This is a genomic window from Anaerobacillus alkalidiazotrophicus (assembly GCF_001866055.1).
This window is the reverse complement of sequence record NZ_MLQS01000001.1, coordinates 444,466-465,694: the sequence shown is the minus strand read 5'-3', so window position 1 is coordinate 465,694 and position 21,229 is coordinate 444,466. Positions and strand designations below refer to the sequence as shown.

Genomic DNA, 21,229 nt, shown 5'->3' with positions numbered 1-21,229 from the left:
TTATAATTGGGCCAATATTAGGATAGCGAAAGAAAGGAAGTATCATGAATAAAAAGGTAGCTTTCATTATTATTTCAATAATTGTAATCATTTTTGCTGGCTATTTACTCTCTTTTTTTAACATATCGGTTAGTGATCGTGAAAATCATGTTGGTGAAAAGAATGATGTAGATAAAATAGAATTGACATTCTTACGGAATTTAGGGAACCCAGAGTTTAATAAAGCATATGATGAATTAGTTTCTGCTTTTGAGGCTTCACATCCGAATATTGTGATTAATATGCAATCAACGCATTGGGCTCAAGACTTTGAATTAAGGTTGCGTACAGAAATAGCTGCAGGAAATTCTCCTGATATTATCACGATCGACAGTCCCAACTTAGCTCTTTATGCAAATGCTGGAGTATTACTATCCTTAGATCATTACATGAAAAAGGAAGGTAATATAGGTGATATCCTTGAACCAACATTACACGGATTAACCTATCAGGGTGAAATTTTTCTCGCCCCTATCATCGAATCTAGTATTGCCTTATTTTATAATAAGCACTTATTTAAGGAGGCGGGTATTCCTTATCCTTCTGAAGATCCAACTAAGCCAATGACATGGGATGAGGTATTAGAGATAGCCAAAAAAGTCTATAATCCAGAAAAGGGAGTGTATGGGATTGATCCAGCACAAGGATTTGGTGACGGAGAAGGTCCTGCATATTTTAAAATGCCTCTCTTATGGCAATTCGGAGTAGAAATTTTAAGTTCAGATGCGACAACAGCAGAAGGTTATTTAAATTCAGAAGAAGCATTGGAAGCATTGCAATTTTATCAAGATTTATATCACAAACATCGTGTAGCTTCAGTTGAATTGCCCCCGGATGCTTTTCAATCCGGAATGCTTGCTATGACTGTATTGGGTTCGTGGCATGTAACAGAATTAGAAAGTTTCCCTAACTTTGTATTAGGAGAAGATTTCGGAATTGCTCCGTTGCCAAAGGCTAAATATCAAGTTGCGCCAAATGGGGGATGGGCACTTGGAATTTCATCAAAATCGAAATATCCAGATGAAGCATGGGAATTTATTAAATTTATAACAAGTTTTGAGGGAANTAAAAGGTATGTTGAGGTCACCGGTGAAATTCCGGCGAGATATTCAGTAGCTACTGCCATTCTCGAAATGAATAAGTACCCCAAAAATATATTTTTTCAACAAGGACAAAATAACTCAAAGAACCGCCCTGTAACTCCCGCATATCCAGTTGTAAGCGATGCTATTAAGGTATTATTTGAGGAAGTTGGGATTTCTGGAAAAAATGTGAAAGTAGCAGCAGATGAAGCGGTGGAAAAAATAAATGCAAGTTTAAAAGGTATACAGAAGTGATAAATAAGTAATCCTCTAGTTTTGTAACTAGGGATTTTTTACATTTAAGTTGCATGACTTTCGACTTAGAAATAAGTTAGAATCTAAAAATCTTTACCTTTTCTATTTATATCCTAATAATTTTAAATGTTCTTAGCCAAAAATATTGAAATCCTACTTTTGGTCTTTTTGTTACACTTTAAGAAAGGATTATAAAAGGTTTATAGTACAAGAAAAACAAAGCTCACCATTATATGGTAAGCTTTGTTTTTCAAAAAAGGTGAGAGGGGGATAAGACACAAAAATAGAAAGCGCCTTCTGGTGTAAGGGTATTTGCTTGTTTCTCTTTCACTAATCAATGAAAGAACATGTATCAAAACGTTGGAAAACTATTAACCTATAAGAAGGGAGAGACGTATGATTTATTCTGCTAAAAAATTTATTTTTGGGATAGGTATTGCAATGATCGGAATTGTGGGATGTACCAATACGATAAAATTAGAACATGATGCTAGTGATGAGTACTATACGGAATTATATCGGCCTCAGTATCACTTTTCCACACCAGTTGGGAATTTAGCAGATCCAAATGGATTGATTTACTTTAAAGGGGAATATCATTTGTTTCATCAAAAAAATGGACATTGGGCTCATGCAATTAGTAAGGATTTGATACATTGGAGTCATCAACCTATTGCCTTGGATCATGATGATCTAGGTCAAGCTTTATCAGGAAGCGCTGTTGTTGATTGGAATGATACCACCGGATTCTTTAATGGTAAAGCAGGTTTGGTAGCTATTTACACGAATACAGCAGGGGGAGAAGCACAAAGTATTGCTTTTAGTAGTGATAGAGGAAGAACTTGGGAACGTTATGAGGGCAATCCAGTGATTAAAAACCCAGGAATAAAAGATTTTCGAGACCCGAAAGTATTCTGGCATGACGAAACGGAAAAATGGGTAATGGTGGTATCTACTGATAAAAGTGTAACATTTTTTAACTCTGATAATTTAATTGAGTGGGAATACTTAAGCCGATTTGGCGATGGTCAAGGTTTGCAAGTAGCTGTTTGGGAGTGCCCTGATTTATTTCGCTTACCGGTTAATGGTGAAGATGGCAATGAGAAATGGGTACTTCACGTTAGTGTAGGAGACAATAATGAGACAAATGGATCAACTGCCCAATATTTTATTGGCGAGTTTGATGGTAAGGAGTTTATTAATGAATACCCAGCCGATCATATCTTAATTACGGATTATGGGCAAGATTTTTATGCGGCTCAATCATTCTCTGATATTCCAGTAAAAGACGGACGTAAAATTTGGTTAGCCTGGATGGCTAATTGGCGCTATCCTTATCAAAGTCCAACAGATCCTTGGAAGGGTGCCATGTCTATTCCCCGTGAATTATCGTTAAGAACTGTTGAAGACGGTAAGATCAGGCTATTCCAAGAGCCGATCTCTGAAATAGAAAGCTTGAGGGCTACAGAGTATTCTATCAATAATTTTCATCTTGAAGGAAATCACAGAATCGATGATTTTTCAGGTACAACATTTGAATTTGAAGCAACCATAACATGGGAAGATGTTGAGGAATTTGGTATTCGAGTTCGTCAAGCAGATGATGAGGAAACTGTGATTGGAATTAATACTAAAACGGAGAAGGTTTTTGTTGACCGTACAAATTCTGGACTTCAAAGATTAATTGATCGAAATGGGTCTTTTTTTGATTTTGGCTCTCTTTATGAAACGGATTATCCAACAAAACAAAAAAATATAAAACTGCGGGGGTTTGTCGATGAATCGTCCGTAGAGTTATTTGTAAATGATGGGGAAATCGTGTTCACGAATTTGATATATACAAAACCGACCAATAACGGAATTGAACTTTATACAAAGGGGGGCAGTATCGATATTGAATCACTAAACTTCTATCATCTTCACTCGACATGGCGAAACCAACCACCTAATAATAAAATATCACAAATTGTTGTCAATGAAGAAAGGGTTCATATTACCATTGATGAAGAAGAGAAACTCCAAGCACAAGTAAAACCTGACTGGCTACGTATAAAAGGAGAGGACTTAGTTTGGTCTGTCGAAGATCCAGAAATAATAGAATTATCTCTGGATGGTATGAATGCGACTATAAGGGGAAAAAAAGAGGGAACGACACAAGTTATCATAACAGACTTAAACAATTTAGTAGAAAAGAGTATTAGCGTCAGAGTTTCTGGTAAATAGGATTCTAGAAAACTTCGAGTATTCCTCATGTGTATGATAATACGATTATAGATATCTTAATAATACAATTAAAAGGTGTCAGCATAATGTGAAGATGCTGACACCTTTTTGCGTAAACGATTACAAACCTCTGAAAATATTAAAAGTCACAAACCAAAGATATTGAAATCTTCTTAATAACTATTTTGTTATAGTAAAAATACAAATAGAGAACACAAAATAAATGAAGGGGGAAAAAGAAGGTTGATCATAGTTTTTAGTTCTACTAGGACTGATAAAAAAACTTGCAATTGTACCTAAGTATTATGAAAGAGTTCTCTGACTTTGGAATTTCTAATTAGTATATTAGCTTCAAAAAAGGAGGTTAAGAGAATGCGAGAATTAATAAAAGCTAACCAAGAAACGGCTGTCCAGATCAAAACTGAAAAGAAAACAGCATCAAAATTAAAAAGAAACATCGATTATATCAAGAAAAACTATGTGCTTTATTTACTCATTGCACCGGCTGTTATATTGACAATTATTTTTAAGTATGTACCCATTTATGGAGCGACGATTGCATTTAAAGACTTTAATCCATTAAAAGGGATCGTGGGTAGTGATTGGGTTGGATTAAAACATTTTGAGAACTTCTTATCATCACCAAATTTTTTACAAATCTTTATGAATACGCTTAAATTAAGTTCGTTTGAACTACTTATTGGTTTTCCTATTCCAATCATTTTGGCACTCATGTTAAACCAGGTGAGAAGAGCAAAATTTAAAAAGAATATTCAATTAGTTCTTTATGCTCCTCATTTTATTTCAATCGTTGTCGTTTCGGGAATGGTATTTCTCTTTCTATCTCCAGCAGGACCTATTAATGCTCTACTTTCAATTTTCTTAGATAAGCCAGTTTCGTTTATGTCTGATCCTGATGCATTTCGAACCATTTATATTGTGTCTGGAGTATGGCAAGGGGCTGGTTGGGCATCGATTATTTATGTGGCAGCGCTCGCAAACGTTGATCCCCAACTACATGACGCAGCAACGATAGACGGGGCATCACTTTTACAACGAATTAGACATATTGATTTGCCAACATTGAAACCAGTTATGGCTGTGCTGTTTATTTTAGCAGCTGGCGGAATCATGGCTATCGGTTTTGAAAAAGCCTATTTATTGCAAACATCGATGAATATAACTACTTCAGAAATTATTCCAACCTATGTATATAAACGCGGTCTACTAGCAGGAGATTATTCATTTGCTACCGCTGTAGGGTTATTTAATGCAGTTATTAATGTGTTTTTACTCGTTTTTGTTAACCAAGTAGTAAAAAAATTAAATGAAGGCGAAGGTCTTTTATAAGAAAGGAGGAAAAAGGATGAACAACTCAAAAGGGGATCGATTGCTGCTACTCATTAATAAAATTTTATTGGGCGTTATTATTTTAGTTGTTGTTTCCCCACTTTTATATGTATTATTATCTTCTTTTTTACAACCTAGTATTTTGCTTACAAAAGGATTTTCATTTAATGCTTCTGATTGGACTTTAGAAGGTTACAGACGAATATTAAGTGATGGCTCAATCATGAGAGGATTCTTCAACTCCATTCTGTATTCTACTGCATTTACGATTGTGACAGTAACAGTCTCTATACTTGCAGGATATACGCTTTCTGCAGATGGTCTAGTTGGCCGAAAAATATTTATGATCTTCTTTTTAATTACCATGTTTTTTAACGGTGGATTAATCCCGACATATTTAGTTGTCCGAGATTTAGGGATGCTTAACACGATTTGGGCGATTATCCTTCCCAATGCGATTTCTGTTTGGTTTATCATTTTATCAAGAACGTACTTTAAAGCAATACCAAATGAATTGAAGGAAGCAGCAAGAATTGATGGTGCATCCGAATTCAAAATCTTCCTTAAAATTGTATTGCCTTTGGCTAAACCAATTATTTTTGTAATCGCTTTATATGCGTTCATCGGGCAATGGAATGCTTATTTTGACGCAATGATATATCTAGAAGATCGAGATCTTTATCCGTTGCAGTTGATTTTACGCTCAATACTCATCCAGAATGAAGTTCAGCCTGGAATGATTAGCGATCAACTTGCGATGGCTGAGCTACAGAGGGTCTCAGAAATGATTAAATACTCATCTATCGTACTTTCAAGTTTACCATTGTTAATAATGTATCCATTCTTCCAAAAGTACTTTGAAAAAGGTGTTATGGTAGGATCATTAAAATAAAAATGAAAAGTGAGGGGTCTACATGAAAAAAATCTTTACGAAAACAATGTCTGCGTTGCTTCTTTCAGGAATGTTAGTTGCTACGGGATGTGGCAGTAATACTAGCGAAAGCGCTTCTTCTTCGGATTATGGACTTTCAGATATTTCGTTCCCATTAGAAGAGAAAGTAACATTGAACATTATGACACAAAGTTCTCCTCTTGCACCATCTGATCCAAATGATAAATTAATTTATCAGCGATTAGAAGAAAAAACAGGTGTTGAAATTAAGTGGAAGAATTATACATGGGATACATTTAATGAGAGAAGAAATTTAGCAATTGCCAGTGGGGAACTTCCTGATGCCATCTTAGATGCTGGATTAAGTGACTATGAGGTATTAAGAAATGCAAGAGACGGAGTTATTATTCCAGTTGAAGATTTAATTGAGCAATATATGCCAAACCTACAAAAAGTTCTTGAGGAAGCACCTGAGTACCGGGCAATGATGACGGCTCCAGATGGACATATTTACACATTTCCATGGATTGAAGAATTGGGTTCAGGCAAAGAAAGTATTCACTCTGTAGATGTTTTTCCATGGATAAACGTGGAATGGTTAGATCAATTAGGTTTAGATATGCCAAAAACAACAGAAGAATTAAAAGAAGTATTAATTGCTTTTAGAGATAATGACCCAGCAGGGGAAGGTAGAACAATTCCAATGTCCTTTATGATTAATCACGGAGGAGAAGATTTAGCATTCCTATTTGGTTCATTTGGTTTAGGCGATAACTGGGATCATACCGTTGTAAGTAATGATGGAGAAGTAATATTTACAGTAGCCGATGAAGGTTATAAGGAAGGGATTAAGTTTTTAAATGAGTTATATCAAGAAGGACTAATGGATATTGAAGCATTTGAACAGGATTGGAACACGTATGTTGCAAAAGGAAAAGAACATCGCTATGGGTTGTATTTCACATGGGATAAAGGAAATATTACAGGGGCGAATGACACATATGACCTTATGGGTGCTTTGGAAGGCCCGGATGGACATAAAAATGTAACTAGAACAAATGGTATGGGCTTTGACAGAAACCGAATGGTCATTACAAGTGCAAATAAAAATCTTGAATTAACTGCAAAGTGGATTGATCAGTTATATGAACCAACTCAATCAGTACAAAACAACTGGGGTACGTATGGCGATGACAAAGGAGAAAATATTTTTGAACTAGATGATGCAACAGGAATGTTAAAGCATTTGCCGTTAGGCGACACATCACCATGGGAATTAAGACAAAGAACGTTTGTTGGTGGTCCGTTAGCGATTTTAGACAGCTATTATGGTGTGGTGACGACGAAACCCGACGATGCTGCTTGGAGATTAAATTTAATGAAAGAAGTAATGGTTCCTGACATGTTAGCAGAAAACATTTATCCTAAAGTATTTTTCTCCATAGAAGAATTAGACAGACTTTCTACTATTGAAGCTGATTTAATTCCTTATGTAGAGAGAAAAAGAGCAGAATGGATTACAAATGGAAAAGTGGAAGAAGAATGGGCTGACTATTTAACAGAATTAGAACGTCTAAGTTATAAAGAATGGTTAGAAATTAAACAAGCCGGATATGATCGTGCGACAAACTAAAAATTAATAAGGTGCTTGTCACTACCCGGAATATGACGAATTTTGTCGATGTTATAGGGTGGTGTCTGGCACCTTGCTTTTAAAGGAGAGAATAGTAATGACTGTTAAATATAATGAGAAACATCGTCTACAATATCATTTTTCACCAGAGGAAAAATGGATGAATGACCCAAATGGAATGGTATATTTCAACGATGAGTATCACCTCTTTTATCAATACCATCCACATGGTACTACATGGGGGCCTATGCACTGGGGCCATGCGGTGAGTTGCGATTTAATTCATTGGGAAGAGCTTCCGATCGCGTTATACCCTGATGAACACGGTGTTATTTTCTCTGGGAGTGCAGTTGTAGATTGGAATAATTCATCTGGATTTTTTGATGAGGGGCCAGGATTAGTGGCTATTTATACGAGCACGGATAACTATCCAGATTCGGATAGATCTCGTCAACGGCAAAGTTTAGCATACAGCAATGACAATGGAAGAACATGGGTAACGTATGAGGGGAACCCTGTCCTTTCTGATGTGAATATTACTGATTACCGTGATCCAAAAGTATTTTGGCATAGTGAAACAAACAAATGGGTGATGGTGTTAGCGACCGGACAATCAGTCACCATTTATACATCCAAAAATTTAAAAGATTGGGAATTTGCAAGTGAATTTGGAAATACAGCTGGTTCGCATGACGGTGTTTGGGAATGTCCTGATTTGTTTAAATTACCAGTAGATGGTGATGAAAATAACCCAAAATGGGTAATGCTTTTGAGTATTGGCGATAATCCACAATTGAAAGAAGGATCGAGAACACAATATTTTATTGGTGACTTTGATGGAACTACTTTTATCAACGATAATTCAGACGAAACGGTTCTTTGGTTAGATCATGGTCGTGATAATTATGCAGGTGTCAGTTGGTCAGATGTACAGGATGGCAGACGAATTTATATTGGTTGGATGAGTAACTGGCGTTATGCAAATCAAGTGCCGACAGAAGGGTGGCGCAGCTCAATGACGTTACCGAGAGAGTTATCGTTAACTTCCAGTGAAGAGGGAGTTCGTATTGCCCAGAAACCAGTAGTGGAAATCGATTCAATTCGTAAAGGTATGGAAGTGTACAAAGACCTAGCTATTGAAGAAAATAACTTTTCATGCAACATCAGTGATTTAACAGAAGTTTCGGTTGAATTTGAGAAACAAAACGCTACCTCTTTTGGTCTCTTTATTGAAAATTCTGAAGGAGAAAAGACAGTTGTTACTTATGATGTTGAGAGGGAAATGTTGCTAGTTGATCGAACGAATTCTGGTGATAATAGTTTTTCAGAATCCTTCGCAGCAGTTCAAGAAGCTCCTTTGAGGATGAAAAATAGTCGGCTTAAACTTCAAATCTTTATCGATACTTCATCGATTGAAGTGTTTGCCAATGAAGGTGAGGTTGCTGTTACTAGTTTAATCTTCCCGAGTAAGGTATCAGAACATCTTACTTTATTTTCAAATGAAGGAAATACAAATGCGACTCAATTAAAAATTACCGATCTAGCGTCGATTTGGAATAAGTAATATTTCATCATCTGAAAAGCTCTAATCGAACGGTTAGAGCTTTTCAGTTATTTATTGTCTAGAAAATTGGCTGAAATGCATTATTTATTTGTAAATAGAAAAAGAAAGGTTGAGAGATTACATGAGTATGAATTCATCCATTATTTGTATTGGAGAATTATTAATTGATTTTTTCTGTAAAGAAGTGGACATTGACTTAGTTGAAGGTAAAAGCTTTGAAAAGCAGGCAGGTGGGGCACCGGCCAATGTGTGTGCAACGATTGTGAAATTAGGTGGAAATGCAACGTTTAGTGGAAAAGTGGGGAATGATCCATTTGGTCATTTTTTAAAAAATACTCTAGATGAAATAAAGGTTGATACATCGATGCTCGTTTTAGATGATAAAAATCCTACGACATTAGCATTTGTATCATTAAAGAAAAATGGAGAAAGGGATTTTGTTTTTCATCGAGGTGCGGATGCTTTTTTATCGGAAGGTGACCTAGATGAGGAAAAAATAAACAACGCTAGCATTTTACATTTTGGTTCAGCGACAGCACTATTAGAAGACCCCTTTCAAACGACGTATATCAATACAATGAGATCAGCAAAAGAAGCAGGAAAATTTATTTCTTTTGACCCTAATTTCCGGTCTGATCTTTGGAAAGAAAGAGAAACCACTTTTGTTGAGTTAGTAAAACAAGGGGTTTCACTTGCTAACTTTGTTAAAGTTAGTGATGAAGAATTAAAAATAATCTCAGGTGTTGATGACTTAGTAAGAGGTGTTCAAGTACTTCACCAACTTGGAGCAAAAATTGTAGCAGTAACATTAGGGAAAAAAGGGACTTTTATCTCAAATGGAAAAATAAATGAAATTATCCCTAGTATTCCAGTTGCTTCCATTGATTCAACAGGGGCCGGTGATGCGTTTGTAGGAGCTACACTTTACCAATTAGCGAAAGAAGAAGAACCTAAAAAGGTTACGGAAAATTTTGAGCAACTCAAAAATATCATTTCCTTTAGTAATAAAGTAGGTGCATTAGTTTGTACAAAAGTAGGCGCGATTTCTGCCATTCCAACACTTGAGGAGATATTGTAGTTTTTTCAACAAGTCGTTAATAAAGACTTGATACGAATATTTAAAGATGAAATGTCACCAGTGGTCGCTCTTTTCGATGAGGAAATTATATACTTTTAACCCAGAGCATCTATAGTAAGAATGTGAAGATTCATACAATTAGTTAATTAGAATAAGAGGATTACAGTATGTAAATGTAGACGACGGTCATTGTTAGGAGGGATTTATTCTGAAAGTATATTTGCATGGAAATTTTTCAATCTCAAAAATAGTTATTGGATGTATGAGAATGCATGAATTTGGATTGAATTTGCAGCAAAGGACTGACTTTGTTGAATGGTGTATTGATCAAGGAATTACCACATTCGATCATGCTGATATTTATGGAGGCAATCACCATAATGAAGCATTATTTGGAGAAGTTCTCCAAATGAAGCCCGAGTTAAGAGAAAAAATAGAGATTATTACAAAATGTTCGATATGTGTACCTAATGATGAAAATCCAAATATAAAAACGAGATATTTTAATACGGATAGAGATTACATATTCAAACAGGTAAATAACTCTTTAGAAAAACTCCAATGTGAATACATTGATTTGCTACTTATTCATATGCATGACTTACTAGTTAACCCGAAAGAATTAAATGGTACCCTTAAACAATTGAAGGATGAAGGAAAAGTTAAATACTTTGGTTTATCGAACCATAATCCATTGGAATTTGATACACTGCAAAAATATGTAGATGTAAAATTTGTTACCCATCAATTTATGCTCCACCCTCTTGGAATCGAAAATTATAAAAATGGAACAATGACTCATTGTTTAAAGGAAGGAATTCACCCGATGTTTTGGTCGCCATTAGCGGGGGGGAGAATTTTCAATCCTAAAAATGCCTTTGAAGAAAATATGAAGAATGTATTAGAAAGTATTAGGCAAGAACTTCACCTAGAGAATATTGACGAAGTGATATATAAATGGCTTCTTAAACATTCGTCAGATCCAGTAATTGTATTAGGTACTGGAAATAGAGAGCGTATTATGCGAGCCTTAAATTCAATAGGTGGTATACAGATGACAAGAGAACAATGGTACAAAATCCTCACAGAAGCTGGATATGAATTATGGTGATGAAGTTTTTCAAAGCTTCTTTGAAATTGTGATAATCAGTATTAGTTTATTACTATATGATTAATTTTTAGTATGTAGGTTATGTTTACCGACTAAGCTAGTAGTGGCGAGCAAGGAGGGAATGAATGAAAAGTATACGCGGAAAGATTATTGGTGGTTTCTCAATTATTCTGCTATTGCTAATGATTATGTCGACGTATAACTTATTCAATGTATATAAAATTAATACAACAGTAGAACAAACACTTCAAGAATATTTACAAATATTAAGGATAAGTGAAGACTTAGCGTATAATACAGAACAGAGACTTGATGCAGCCAATAGATATATTTTATTAAATAATAGTACTCACAAAGAGCGCTACATGAATCTAAGAGAGGAAAGCAAAGTACTCGAAGAGGAAATATTAAAGTTAAATGACAATTACCAGCTCAAAGAGTTAATTAAAGAGAGTCATACTTGGGACCGTATGATCACAGAAGAGATTTTTGTTGTGTACGAAAAAAATGATCGAGAGACCGCTCTTGAGAGTTTTCAACGTTACATCGACCCGTTAGCAGATGAAATTGTTGTAGGATATCGAAACTTATCTGGACTTGGACAAACAAAAATTATTGAAATTAGGAATGATATGGCTGAACATGGGAGAACGGCTGTTACTTATAATATTGTTGTTATCGTCATTGGTATTATTTTAACTTTTGTTGTTGCTCTTGTAGTAGCGAAAAAAATTATTTCACCAATTAAAGCAGTTGTAGAAAGGGTTGAACAAGTAGCGAAAGGTGATCTTTCTAAAAAAGAAATAGGAGTTCGTACGAAAGACGAGATTGGTCGGTTGACGGCTTCTATTAATCAAATGGCTACTAGTTTAAGAAATCTCCTTTCAAAAACAGTTGAAACGTCAGATCATGTTGTGGCAGCATCGGAAGAACTCACTTCTAGCTCTGAACAAACAACAGTAGCTAATAATCAGATTGTAGCGACAATTCAGGAAGTATCTCAAGGGGCTGAACTAACCGTAAATAGTGCGAAGGAGTGTGCACGTGCTATGGAAGAAATGACTGTTGGTATTCAAAGAATTGCTGAATCCTCTTCTATCGTTTCAGAAAGCTCTTTAGAAGCAACCCAAGAAGCGGAAAATGGCAAGCATTCATTACGAAAAGTTATTGAGCAAATGTATTCGATTAGTAAAGGGGTTAAAGACGCTACAGTGATCATTGGTAGGTTAGGTGAGCGCTCAAAAGAAATTGGCAGTATTTTAGGTGTGATCACTGATATATCTGATCAAACAAATCTTTTAGCATTAAATGCAGCAATTGAAGCAGCTAGAGCAGGAGAACATGGTAAAGGTTTTGCAGTAGTTGCAGATGAAGTTAGAAAACTAGCTGAAGAATCTCGGAAATCTGCAGAAAAAATTTCGTCTGTTATTCGTGAAATTCAAGCAGACACAGCAGTTGCTGTTGATACAATGGATAGTGGTACAAAAGAGGTTCACAAAGGAATTAATGTAGTAGGAGAAACAAGTTCTATATTTGAAAAAATAGTAACGTCGATACAAAATGTTTCTATACAAATTCAAGAAGTTACAGCAGTTGCAGAGGAAATGTCAGCTAGCACTGAGGAGGTTAATGCTTCAGTAGAAGATATGGCTGAGGTTACGGTTGAAACTTCCGATCGCTTCAAATCAGTGATGAAAGGTAGTGAGCAACAGTTAGCAGCAATGGTAGAGATCCAAACTTCTGCTAATAGTTTAAGGCAACTAGCTCAAGAATTGCAAGTTGAAGTAAAGAAATTTAAAGTTTAATAGTTTTAGTGTTTTGAATATAAGGGTTACTTTATTATAAACCCTCAGTTGTACAAAAAATTAATTAAACGTTTAATTAATTTTACAAAAAAATAGAATGGGTGTATTTAAGATACACCCATTATGAAATGTGTAGATTTTCCTTAGTGAAAATCCATTATTTCTCACATACCGCAACCCCGATCGGATAATACACACCTTCTCTAGGTGGTTCAATGGTCACTCCGCGTTGATAATAAATTTCTACTTTAGAAAACTTCTTAAATAACCCTTGGAATTCTTCCTTTGTTAGTTGATGAGTATGGAAGGGTTGTCCGGACGGGATTCCTCTACCTTCCCCAAATGGAGTAGAAATAATTAACTTCCCACCTGGTTTAAGGAGATTGTACATATTCTTCATAAATAGTTCGTCGTCGTCGACATGCTCAATTGTTTCAAAGCTTAAAATTGTATCGAATGTACCTAGCTTTTCAGGAAGCATAGGATCTAGAACATCGCCTTGTTTGAAGGTTAATAGGGGATGATAATATTGGCCTTTTGCATATTTGAGAGCATCTTTATCAATATCTACACCAATTATTTCTTCAATTTCATGTTTCCGTTCTTTGGCTACCATAAGTCCACCGTATCCAGAACCACAAGCAATATCAAGGACACGACCAGTTACATAAGGGGTCGAAAAATAATATCTTGCCACGTGTTCTAATAACGAGCTATTTAAAGGCTTCATATTATTGGGGATCAATCTTTCCCCCGTATCGTTTAACATTTCTAATCACCGCTTTGTCATATTCACTTCTAACCTCATTATACCCAATATAAGTCTGATACCACAAAAAAATTATTAGAAAATGGTAGTAGAGAGTTTTTTTAATAAGATATGAAAGTATAAAATTTCTAACTTAGAAACGGTCTAGCTCCTGGCGCCATCGGCTCGACCACTTCAGCCCTACTCTTTCGGTCAAAAACCGACCGAAACGAGTAGGTCTTCCAGTGTTTGTCGCCGATAGGCGGGCGCCTTGCGCTTTTCTAGTAAAGTTGTTTTCCATAACTAGTGCATGAGAAATAATTTATCCGGTGGTAAATACAAATATGAATTTTCGTTTAAAATCTTGGTTACTTGAGACTTTGGCACGTTTACTTTAAAATCTAGCTCATTAATGGAGACAGAAACTATCGAACGGTCGATACTGTTTACAATGCTATTGAGCTTATATTGATACGTATTATCTTCATATTTATTTGAAGTGAAAATGGCGTCATGACTATGAATACCAACATATTTCTTTTCAGTTTGAATTACACTATTTACTTGAAGTTTAAGGCCATTTGCGACTATAGAGCTTTTTTCTGCCTGATTAATCTCAAAGATATTCTCACAACCTACAATTTGGGCGCTCGCTTTACTTGTCGGGCGTTGTAATACCTCGCTTTTTTCTCCGAATTGAATATTAGTTCCTTTGTCATATAAACATATATAGTCACAAAGACGGTAGGCTTCTTCGATATTGTGGGTAACAAAGAGTACAACGCCTGTGAAATTTTGTTTTATGATATCTAGTAGCTCTAGTTCCAATCTTTTTTTTACGTGTTGATCTAGCGCTGAGAAGGGTTCATCCAATAGAAGTATTTCCGGTTCTGTGACAAGCGTTCTTGCTAATGCAACTCGTTGCTGCTGGCCTCCTGATAATTGAATAGGAAAGCGATTTTCTAGTCCTTGTAATTGAACAGTATTAATAATTGCAGCTACTTTCTCCTTTTTTTCCTGTTTGGAAAGGTGCTCTAGTCCGAAGTTAACATTTTCTAACACAGTAAGGTGAGGAAATAGTGCATAGTTTTGAAACACATAACCTACCTTTCTTTTGCGTGTCGGTACGTTGGTGTTATTTTCAGTATCAAAGAGGGTCCTACCACCAATGGCAATTTTTCCTTTATCAGGCTTTAGTAGTCCTGCTATTGCTTGAAGAGTCAAGCTTTTGCCACAACCTGAAGGTCCAAGGATACCGATAATCCCTTTTTCGACACGAAAGTCGACATTTAGATTAAAATTACCGAAAGCCTTGTTAATTTTCACTTCTAACATCATTAATTTCCCCCCTTCGAAACTCGTTTTTCAAGGCGGTTAATTGTGTAAAGTACAGTAAGAGAAACAATAGTCATGATGAGTACAAGTATATTCGCTAAATCGCGATTTCCAGCTAGAAGAGCATCATAAATAGCAATTGGCATTGTCATAGTTCTATTAGGTATGCTTCCTGCGACCATTAAAGTTGTCCCAAAATCTCCTAATGCTCGTGCGAAACTCAGTGTAATTCCTGCTACAATTCCTCTCCATGCTAGCGGAATAATAATCGTAAGGAAAATATTAAATTCTGTCCTCCCTAAAACTCTTGCTGCATTTATGATGTTAGGGTCAATATTGGCGAAAGCTGCCTTAGCGGATTTAATTAAAAAAGGGATGGAAACGACCATTGCAGCAATAACAGCCCCAGTAGGCGTGAACACAATCATAATGTTCAAACGTTCTTCAAGAAAAATTCCTAGTGGACTTTGCCTCCCTAAAAGTACTAATAAATAATAGCCCAACACTGTTGGGGGAAGCACAATTGGGAGAGTTATCACGGTATCTATAAAATCAGTAAACTTCCCCTTAGCCATACTTAAATAATAGGCTACAGGTAAGCCAATAATAATTGTGAAAAGAGTTGCGGTTAGTGCAACTCTTAAAGATAAAAATAATGGAAATAAATTTATTTGATCCATAACGATAACTCCTTAGTGTTACAGATGATACATAGTTTGGGTTTGATACTTTAAGAATTTCATAATTGTTTATTTATGCTACTCTGATACTAAATGTTGTTGGATGAAGATCGTTTCCAACAACATTTAGACTTATGTAGCTCCAATTAGGTAATGATGAAATTCACTCACTTAAGTAATAAAAAGCTGTTACTATATAATATAGTAACAAATTAATACTAGATTTAAAATTATATTTAGCGAAATTATTGCTTTGTTGTAAGGTGATCTAACAAAATTTCTAGATTGAAAAACGTAGCAAGTTTAATGAATTTCATAATTGCTTATTTACGCTACTCTGATACTAAATGTTGTTGGATGAAGATCGTTTCCAACAACAGGAAAAGAAAGCTTTTTATATGAAATTACAAAAAGAGGCTGAATAACAGCCCCTTTATCCCACTCTTAAGGGGCAAGTAAGACCCCCAGCTCAAAACTTAAGAAAATCGAGAAGTTTAGGTGGGGGATAAACTGCCCCTAAAGGTCCGATAAGTTGAACTAACAATCAGTGGGGGATGAAGGAAAACCCCCACTGATTGAAGTTCAGCTTTATTAATCGTTATTTTTCAATTCAACAGTTATCTTTTTCGTTTCTTTATTTGCAATTGCATATTGTGATTGACCAATATAGAGTGGGATTTCTAGCTTGTCCCAGTTAGGGAGAAAGCCGTCAAAGCAAGTTTCATCTTTATGGAATTTTGTAATTTCCCCTACAATCCAGTCATGGTCTCCAAACTTTTGGATGTCTTTAACTTTACACTCATAAACGACATAAGCATCAGTTAGAATAGGAGAGTTTACTGTCTCGCCTTTTTTATAAGGGATATTTAAAACTTCTAGTTTATCTCCATCTTTCCCAGATAATTTACCTGAACCCTCAATATAGTGAGCAAATTCAGCTGGTAAAAAGTGAATAGCGAACTCTCCTGAGTTTTTAACTAAATGATGTGTAAAACGTTCTTCCGCTATTGCTACACCGTAAATGGGCGGAGCGTAGGACATGTATGAATGCCAACCAGCAGCCATGATATTTTTTGTTCCATTCCACTCGGCTGTAACTACAGCAATTAAACCTGGATAACAATGAAGAACGGTTTCGTTTGTACTTTTTAACATAAGCGTCACCTTTTCTAGAGTATTTATTTACTAATATAATGTATTTCATAACTAAATATTCGCGTCACTAAGATGCTATATCTAGTTGTGTTGGGCTATTTGTAACTAGATATGGATTTATGTAACTCGGTTTTGGTAATTATGAAATTCACTCACCTAATTAGTATAGAAGAATTTTACTGCTATTGCATACATAAAAAAGGGCGACTTTGGGAAAAGTCACCTAATTCCTTTCACTCACTATTAAGGGAAAATAGATCAGACACCTCAACTCTTAGTATAGTGGGGAAGTGCCGGTCTTAAGGCTGATAAGTAAAACTTCAATTAGCGAGGGCAAATCTTCTGCTGATGAAAGTTAAGCTTAAAATTATTTGTTATATGGCTCAAAATCTTTCGGAGATCGGGCTGTAAATGGCTCATTAAAATCTATATGGCCTGAAAGTGTATCTATCTCACTACCATTAATTAAAATAAATACTTGTTCATACCCAAACTGTTCTACTACCATGGCAATTTGCTCGGTAATAAATAACTCTCCAGAAGATCCTACGTTTACGTTTAATAGTTCTTCTGAGAAAGATACAAAAACAATATCGTTGTCTATATTTACAGACTGAACTATTACGTTTTCAGGAACAAGCCCCTGTAATCCTTCTTCAACTGGGCCAGCAACCCAAAGTTGTAAGGCTTTTTGAATACCTTCTTCATCTTTAGGATATTCTACATCTCTTTTAACACGATAAATACTCATTAATTCTGCATCAGCAAAGTATAAGTTAAGAGTATCTAAACTTTCTGTTTCATTTGTTTCGTCCTTAGTAGATTCTTCAGGAGTAGGAGCATCAGTTATTTCTTTTTCTTCTATTGCTTCTTCTTCGAGCTGGTCAGAGTCTTCTACTACATCTTCTTGATCTTCGTATTGCTCTTCGTCTGAACCTAAGTTAGTTTCTTTTTCGTTTGGGGTACCAGCGCCTTGTCCACATGCAGAAACTACTAGTAATAATGTAAATGTTAGGAATATGGATATCCATTTATTCATTTTTACCACCGTCCTTTAAAGTTTATTCTTTTCATATGATTAGTCGATAAGTAATTAGGTTTGTTACTAGAATATCATAAAAAATATGTATTTATTAATCACAAAGGAAAATAGTTCAAAAAAAGGGACTGTTCCCAGTCCCTTTTTCGAATTAATTATTTAAATCTTCAATTGAATCAATATCCATATAAGTAGGTACTACTAACCCAATTCCAGCACCTTCTAGATTAACTCCTAAATCAATGAAGTCTTCTTTATAGTCTTCATAATAAGCAGCGTGTGTACCTGGTAACCAAGCAGCTACAATAGCATCTGCACTTCCAGTTGCTACAGCAGTCCACATACCAGCAGCTTCAAGTGATAATAATTCAACGTCATAACCGATATCTTCTAAAACTTTTCCGATCATGTGGGTAGAAGCAATTTCCGAATCCCATGCAACCAATGCTAGAGTTAGTTTGTCTCCATCGACAGGGGCAACACCATTTGTCCATTCTGACACTTTTTCTTGGTTGTTAGCTACCCACTCACTAGCTGCATCTTCAGGATCTGCGCCTTCATTAACTGCAATCATAATTTCTCCCATATCAGCTTGTTCCCAGTAGAAATTATCTAATACTTCAAATGCAGATGGATGATCTTCATCAAGTCCAAGGCGTGCAATTGTATGAATAACTTCTGACTCACCAAAAATACCTTGAGGATCTTCTAAATATTTAAGATCATATTTAGCAAACTTCCAATGTGGTGTCCAACCAGTAACTACGATTGGCTCTTCATTTTCATAAGCAGCTGCTAAAGCCGCAGTCATAGCTGCAGAGGAACTAGTTTGAAGTGTGTAATCCTCTAATCCATAAGCTTCAATAGCTTCTTCTGTTGCTGCCATGATTCCAGCACCAGCATCGATTCCAGTGATTGTGTAGTTTAATTGATCTCCTACTGAACCGTCTCCACCGCTAGTTGTGTCACTTCCACAACCTGTAGCTAGTAAAGTAAGTGATAATCCTGCTGCGACACCTAGCTTTGTTACGTATTTTTTCATATCTTGACCCACTCCTCATTTATATATTTTTATATAGTCTCTTTTTCAAAAAAGAGTGAAAAACTTATTAATCTACCTCTAACTAAGTAAGAAAATTATTAGCTGCAATTATTAGGATGTTTATGTAATCGGCTTATGCAGCACCTTTTTGGCGGTTAAAGCTTTGGGTAATGCGGTCCAAAATAATGGCTAAGATAACTAAAGCAATACCAGCTTCAAAACCACCACCTGCATCGTTACGACCCACAGCGTAGTAGACTTTTGTACCTAACCCTGATGCGCCAATCATGGAAGCAATAACAACCATTGATAAAGCTAACATGATACTTTGGTTGACTCCGGCCATAATCGTTTTCTTTGCCATTGGTAATTGAACTTTCACTAATTTTTGTAATGGAGTAGACCCAAACGCATCAGAGGCTTCAATCAACTCCGTAGATACTTGGCGTATACCTAAATTAGTAAGTCTTACTGTAGGTGGCATAGCAAAAATAACCGAAGCGATGACACCAGGAACCATTCCTATTCCAAAGAAAACAACAGCAGGAATTAAGTATACAAAAGCTGGCATCGTCTGCATAAAGTCTAAAATTGGTGTAATAATGTTTTCTGTCGTTTTGCTTTTTGCCATCCAAATTCCAATGGGAACACCAAAGAGAACAGAAACCCCTGCAGATGTTAGTACTAGTGATAGCGTTAATAGCATGTCATTCCAATAACCTAAGTTTTCTATAAGAAATAAACCTAGGAAAACAAAGATCGGTAAGCCTACTTTTTTCTTTGTAGCAAACCATGCTAGTGCTGTGACCAAAAGAATAAATAACCATTCAGGGATTGCACTTAAGCCAATACTGATATACTCAACTAAAAAACCGATAATAGCTTTTGGGACATCGAACAAACCGTCTATACTTTTTAACCAATTAACAATTGCATCAATTCCATCAGCTAGCGGAAGCTTTGGTAGTAGATTCATCATATTTCACCTCCAGACCTGATGATAGGGCTGCAAGAACAGCACCACGAATGATAATTCCTTTTAATAAGCCGTTTTCTATAACAGCTACTGGAATTTGTGAGGTAGAAACAATATCAAATAAGTCGTGTAATGGTGTATCAGGATGTACAGTAGGAACGTTTTTTTCCATAATGTCTAGTAAACTAGAATTTTTATCCTTCACAGCTTCAGACGCCTTCTCGGCACTAATCACACCAAGTAACTCTTTTTTACGGTTTGTCACATAGATACTTGATATACCGGTATCTTTCATACGCTGCATAGCTACACGCGGACCATCCTTTTCGGCATTTACTGTTTCTGGACGTTTCATTACATGTCTAGCGGTAAATACCTTCGAACGATCAACATCCTCTACAAACCTTTCAACATATTCATTTTCCGGGTTAGTTAAAATCTCCTCAGGTGTTCCGATTTGAACAATAGAGCCATCTTTCATGATTGTAATTCGATCACCTATTCTTAGAGCTTCATCTAAATCATGGGTAATAAAGATAATTGTTTTTTGCATCTTTTCTTGTAAATCTAGTAATTCGTCTTGCATATCTTTTCGAATTAACGGATCTAATGCCGAGAAAGCTTCATCCATAAGGAGTACGTCCGGGTCATTCGCTAATGCACGTGCTAATCCCACTCTTTGTTGCATACCACCTGAAAGTTCGCTTGGGTATTTATCTTCGTAGCCTTCAAGGCCAACTAATTCCAGGGAAGACTGTGCTTTCTTTCTTCGTTCCTCTTTCTCTATACCTTGTATCTCAAGACCGTATTCGACGTTTTCAAGGACAGTTCGGAAAGGAAATAAGCCGAATTTTTGAAAAACCATACTTAACTTTTTTCTGCGAACTTCTCTTAACTCTTTATCATCCATAGCGGCTAAATCAACACCATCAATCCATACACTACCAGTAGTAGGGTCGATTAATCTGTTAAGTAAACGTACTAGTGTTGATTTTCCACTTCCTGATAGTCCCATGATGACAAAGATCTCACCATTTTTTACTTCAAAGTTTGCTTGGTTGACCCCTATAGTCATCCCCGTTTGTTTTAAGATTTCATCTTTTGATAAATTATTTTTTAATAAGTCAATCGCTTTTTTAGGTTTTTTCCCGAACACTTTGGTTAAGTTTTCAACTTTTATTTTTTCCACATTGTCCACCTCAGTTTCTTTTTAGATAAATGA

The 21,229-nt window shown here is 35.8% G+C and carries 17 protein-coding genes; 9 read left to right on the top strand and 8 right to left on the bottom strand.

The window, feature by feature from the left end:
- Window positions 1-44: 44 nt before the first annotated feature.
- The 9 genes from BKP45_RS02175 (at window position 45) to BKP45_RS02135 (ending at window position 13,032) form a co-directional block, all read left to right on the top strand.
- Complete coding sequence (locus BKP45_RS02175; RefSeq protein ID WP_071388177.1) at window positions 45-1,376, top strand: ABC transporter substrate-binding protein; 1,332 nt, start codon at window positions 45-47, stop codon at window positions 1,374-1,376.
- A 396-nt stretch (window positions 1,377-1,772) separates the two neighbouring features.
- A complete protein-coding gene (locus BKP45_RS02170) occupies window positions 1,773-3,599 on the top strand; it encodes a GH32 C-terminal domain-containing protein (RefSeq protein WP_084787529.1) in 1,827 nt (608 codons plus the stop codon).
- A 372-nt stretch (window positions 3,600-3,971) separates the two neighbouring features.
- Window positions 3,972-4,949: an ABC transporter permease gene (locus BKP45_RS02165; RefSeq protein WP_071388176.1), complete on the top strand. Its 978-nt coding sequence runs from the start codon at window positions 3,972-3,974 to the stop codon at window positions 4,947-4,949.
- A 16-nt stretch (window positions 4,950-4,965) separates the two neighbouring features.
- A complete protein-coding gene (locus tag BKP45_RS02160; protein WP_071388175.1) occupies window positions 4,966-5,841 on the top strand; it encodes a carbohydrate ABC transporter permease in 876 nt (291 codons plus the stop codon).
- 22 nt (window positions 5,842-5,863) lie between these two features.
- The gene (locus BKP45_RS02155; RefSeq protein WP_071388174.1) at window positions 5,864-7,474 is read left to right on the top strand and encodes an ABC transporter substrate-binding protein; all 1,611 of its coding nucleotides are present in this window, start codon (window positions 5,864-5,866) and stop codon (window positions 7,472-7,474) included.
- A gap of 97 nt (window positions 7,475-7,571) precedes the next feature.
- On the top strand, window positions 7,572-9,038 hold the full coding sequence (locus BKP45_RS02150; protein ID WP_071388173.1) for a glycoside hydrolase family 32 protein: 1,467 nt from the start codon (window positions 7,572-7,574) through the stop codon (window positions 9,036-9,038).
- Between the two features lie 121 nt (window positions 9,039-9,159).
- Window positions 9,160-10,116, top strand: coding sequence for a carbohydrate kinase family protein (locus BKP45_RS02145; protein ID WP_139193720.1), 957 nt, complete (start codon window positions 9,160-9,162; stop codon window positions 10,114-10,116).
- 220 nt (window positions 10,117-10,336) lie between these two features.
- On the top strand, window positions 10,337-11,227 hold the full coding sequence (locus BKP45_RS02140; RefSeq protein ID WP_084787527.1) for an aldo/keto reductase: 891 nt from the start codon (window positions 10,337-10,339) through the stop codon (window positions 11,225-11,227).
- 125 nt (window positions 11,228-11,352) lie between these two features.
- Window positions 11,353-13,032 carry a methyl-accepting chemotaxis protein gene (locus BKP45_RS02135; protein WP_071388171.1) on the top strand — a complete coding sequence of 560 codons (1,680 nt, stop codon included), beginning with the start codon at window positions 11,353-11,355 and terminating at the stop codon, window positions 13,030-13,032.
- Window positions 13,033-13,189: 157 nt separating this feature from the next.
- On the opposite strand, the gene BKP45_RS02130 is transcribed toward BKP45_RS02135, so the two are convergent.
- The 8 genes from BKP45_RS02130 to BKP45_RS02095 all read right to left on the bottom strand — a co-directional run bounded on the left by BKP45_RS02130 (window position 13,190) and on the right by BKP45_RS02095 (window position 21,196).
- Window positions 13,190-13,801 carry a class I SAM-dependent methyltransferase gene (locus tag BKP45_RS02130; protein ID WP_071388170.1) on the bottom strand — a complete coding sequence of 204 codons (612 nt, stop codon included), beginning with the start codon at window positions 13,799-13,801 and terminating at the stop codon, window positions 13,190-13,192.
- A 282-nt stretch (window positions 13,802-14,083) separates the two neighbouring features.
- On the bottom strand, window positions 14,084-15,118 hold the full coding sequence (locus tag BKP45_RS02125) for a sulfate/molybdate ABC transporter ATP-binding protein (protein WP_071388169.1): 1,035 nt from the start codon (window positions 15,116-15,118) through the stop codon (window positions 14,084-14,086).
- Entirely contained in the window at window positions 15,118-15,795 is a 678-nt protein-coding gene (modB, locus tag BKP45_RS02120; protein WP_071388168.1) for a molybdate ABC transporter permease subunit, read from the bottom strand. Before modB ends, BKP45_RS02125 begins: the two co-directional genes overlap by 1 nt.
- Window positions 15,796-16,386: 591 nt before the next feature.
- Window positions 16,387-16,950: a flavin reductase family protein gene (locus BKP45_RS02115; protein WP_071388167.1), complete on the bottom strand. Its 564-nt coding sequence runs from the start codon at window positions 16,948-16,950 to the stop codon at window positions 16,387-16,389.
- Window positions 16,951-17,317: 367 nt separating this feature from the next.
- Window positions 17,318-17,989: a GerMN domain-containing protein gene (locus BKP45_RS02110; protein WP_071388166.1), complete on the bottom strand. Its 672-nt coding sequence runs from the start codon at window positions 17,987-17,989 to the stop codon at window positions 17,318-17,320.
- Window positions 17,990-18,140: 151 nt separating this feature from the next.
- Window positions 18,141-19,031, bottom strand: a complete 891-nt coding sequence (locus BKP45_RS02105) for a glycine betaine ABC transporter substrate-binding protein (protein ID WP_071388165.1) — start codon at window positions 19,029-19,031, stop codon at window positions 18,141-18,143.
- A 133-nt stretch (window positions 19,032-19,164) separates the two neighbouring features.
- A complete protein-coding gene (locus BKP45_RS02100) occupies window positions 19,165-20,007 on the bottom strand; it encodes an ABC transporter permease (protein ID WP_071389015.1) in 843 nt (280 codons plus the stop codon).
- Complete coding sequence (locus BKP45_RS02095) at window positions 19,976-21,196, bottom strand: quaternary amine ABC transporter ATP-binding protein (RefSeq protein WP_071388164.1); 1,221 nt, start codon at window positions 21,194-21,196, stop codon at window positions 19,976-19,978. Before BKP45_RS02095 ends, BKP45_RS02100 begins: the two co-directional genes overlap by 32 nt.
- Window positions 21,197-21,229 lie beyond the last annotated feature (33 nt).

Bases quoted from the DNA above. Each gene is read 5' to 3' on its own strand.
- BKP45_RS02170 (WP_084787529.1), top strand. From the start codon at position 1,773: ATGATTTATTCTGCTAAAAAATTTATTTTTGGGATAGGTATTGCAATG.
- BKP45_RS02165 (WP_071388176.1), top strand. From the start codon at position 3,972: ATGCGAGAATTAATAAAAGCTAACCAAGAAACGGCTGTCCAGATCAAA.
- BKP45_RS02160 (WP_071388175.1), top strand. From the start codon at position 4,966: ATGAACAACTCAAAAGGGGATCGATTGCTGCTACTCATTAATAAAATT.
- BKP45_RS02155 (WP_071388174.1), top strand. From the start codon at position 5,864: ATGAAAAAAATCTTTACGAAAACAATGTCTGCGTTGCTTCTTTCAGGA.
- BKP45_RS02150 (WP_071388173.1), top strand. From the start codon at position 7,572: ATGACTGTTAAATATAATGAGAAACATCGTCTACAATATCATTTTTCA.
- BKP45_RS02145 (WP_139193720.1), top strand. From the start codon at position 9,160: ATGAGTATGAATTCATCCATTATTTGTATTGGAGAATTATTAATTGAT.
- BKP45_RS02135 (WP_071388171.1), top strand. From the start codon at position 11,353: ATGAAAAGTATACGCGGAAAGATTATTGGTGGTTTCTCAATTATTCTG.
- BKP45_RS02130 (WP_071388170.1), bottom strand. From the start codon at position 13,801: ATGTTAAACGATACGGGGGAAAGATTGATCCCCAATAATATGAAGCCT.
- BKP45_RS02125 (WP_071388169.1), bottom strand. From the start codon at position 15,118: ATGATGTTAGAAGTGAAAATTAACAAGGCTTTCGGTAATTTTAATCTA.
- modB (WP_071388168.1), bottom strand. From the start codon at position 15,795: ATGGATCAAATAAATTTATTTCCATTATTTTTATCTTTAAGAGTTGCA.
- BKP45_RS02115 (WP_071388167.1), bottom strand. From the start codon at position 16,950: ATGTTAAAAAGTACAAACGAAACCGTTCTTCATTGTTATCCAGGTTTA.
- BKP45_RS02110 (WP_071388166.1), bottom strand. From the start codon at position 17,989: ATGAATAAATGGATATCCATATTCCTAACATTTACATTATTACTAGTA.
- BKP45_RS02105 (WP_071388165.1), bottom strand. From the start codon at position 19,031: ATGAAAAAATACGTAACAAAGCTAGGTGTCGCAGCAGGATTATCACTT.
- BKP45_RS02100 (WP_071389015.1), bottom strand. From the start codon at position 20,007: ATGAATCTACTACCAAAGCTTCCGCTAGCTGATGGAATTGATGCAATT.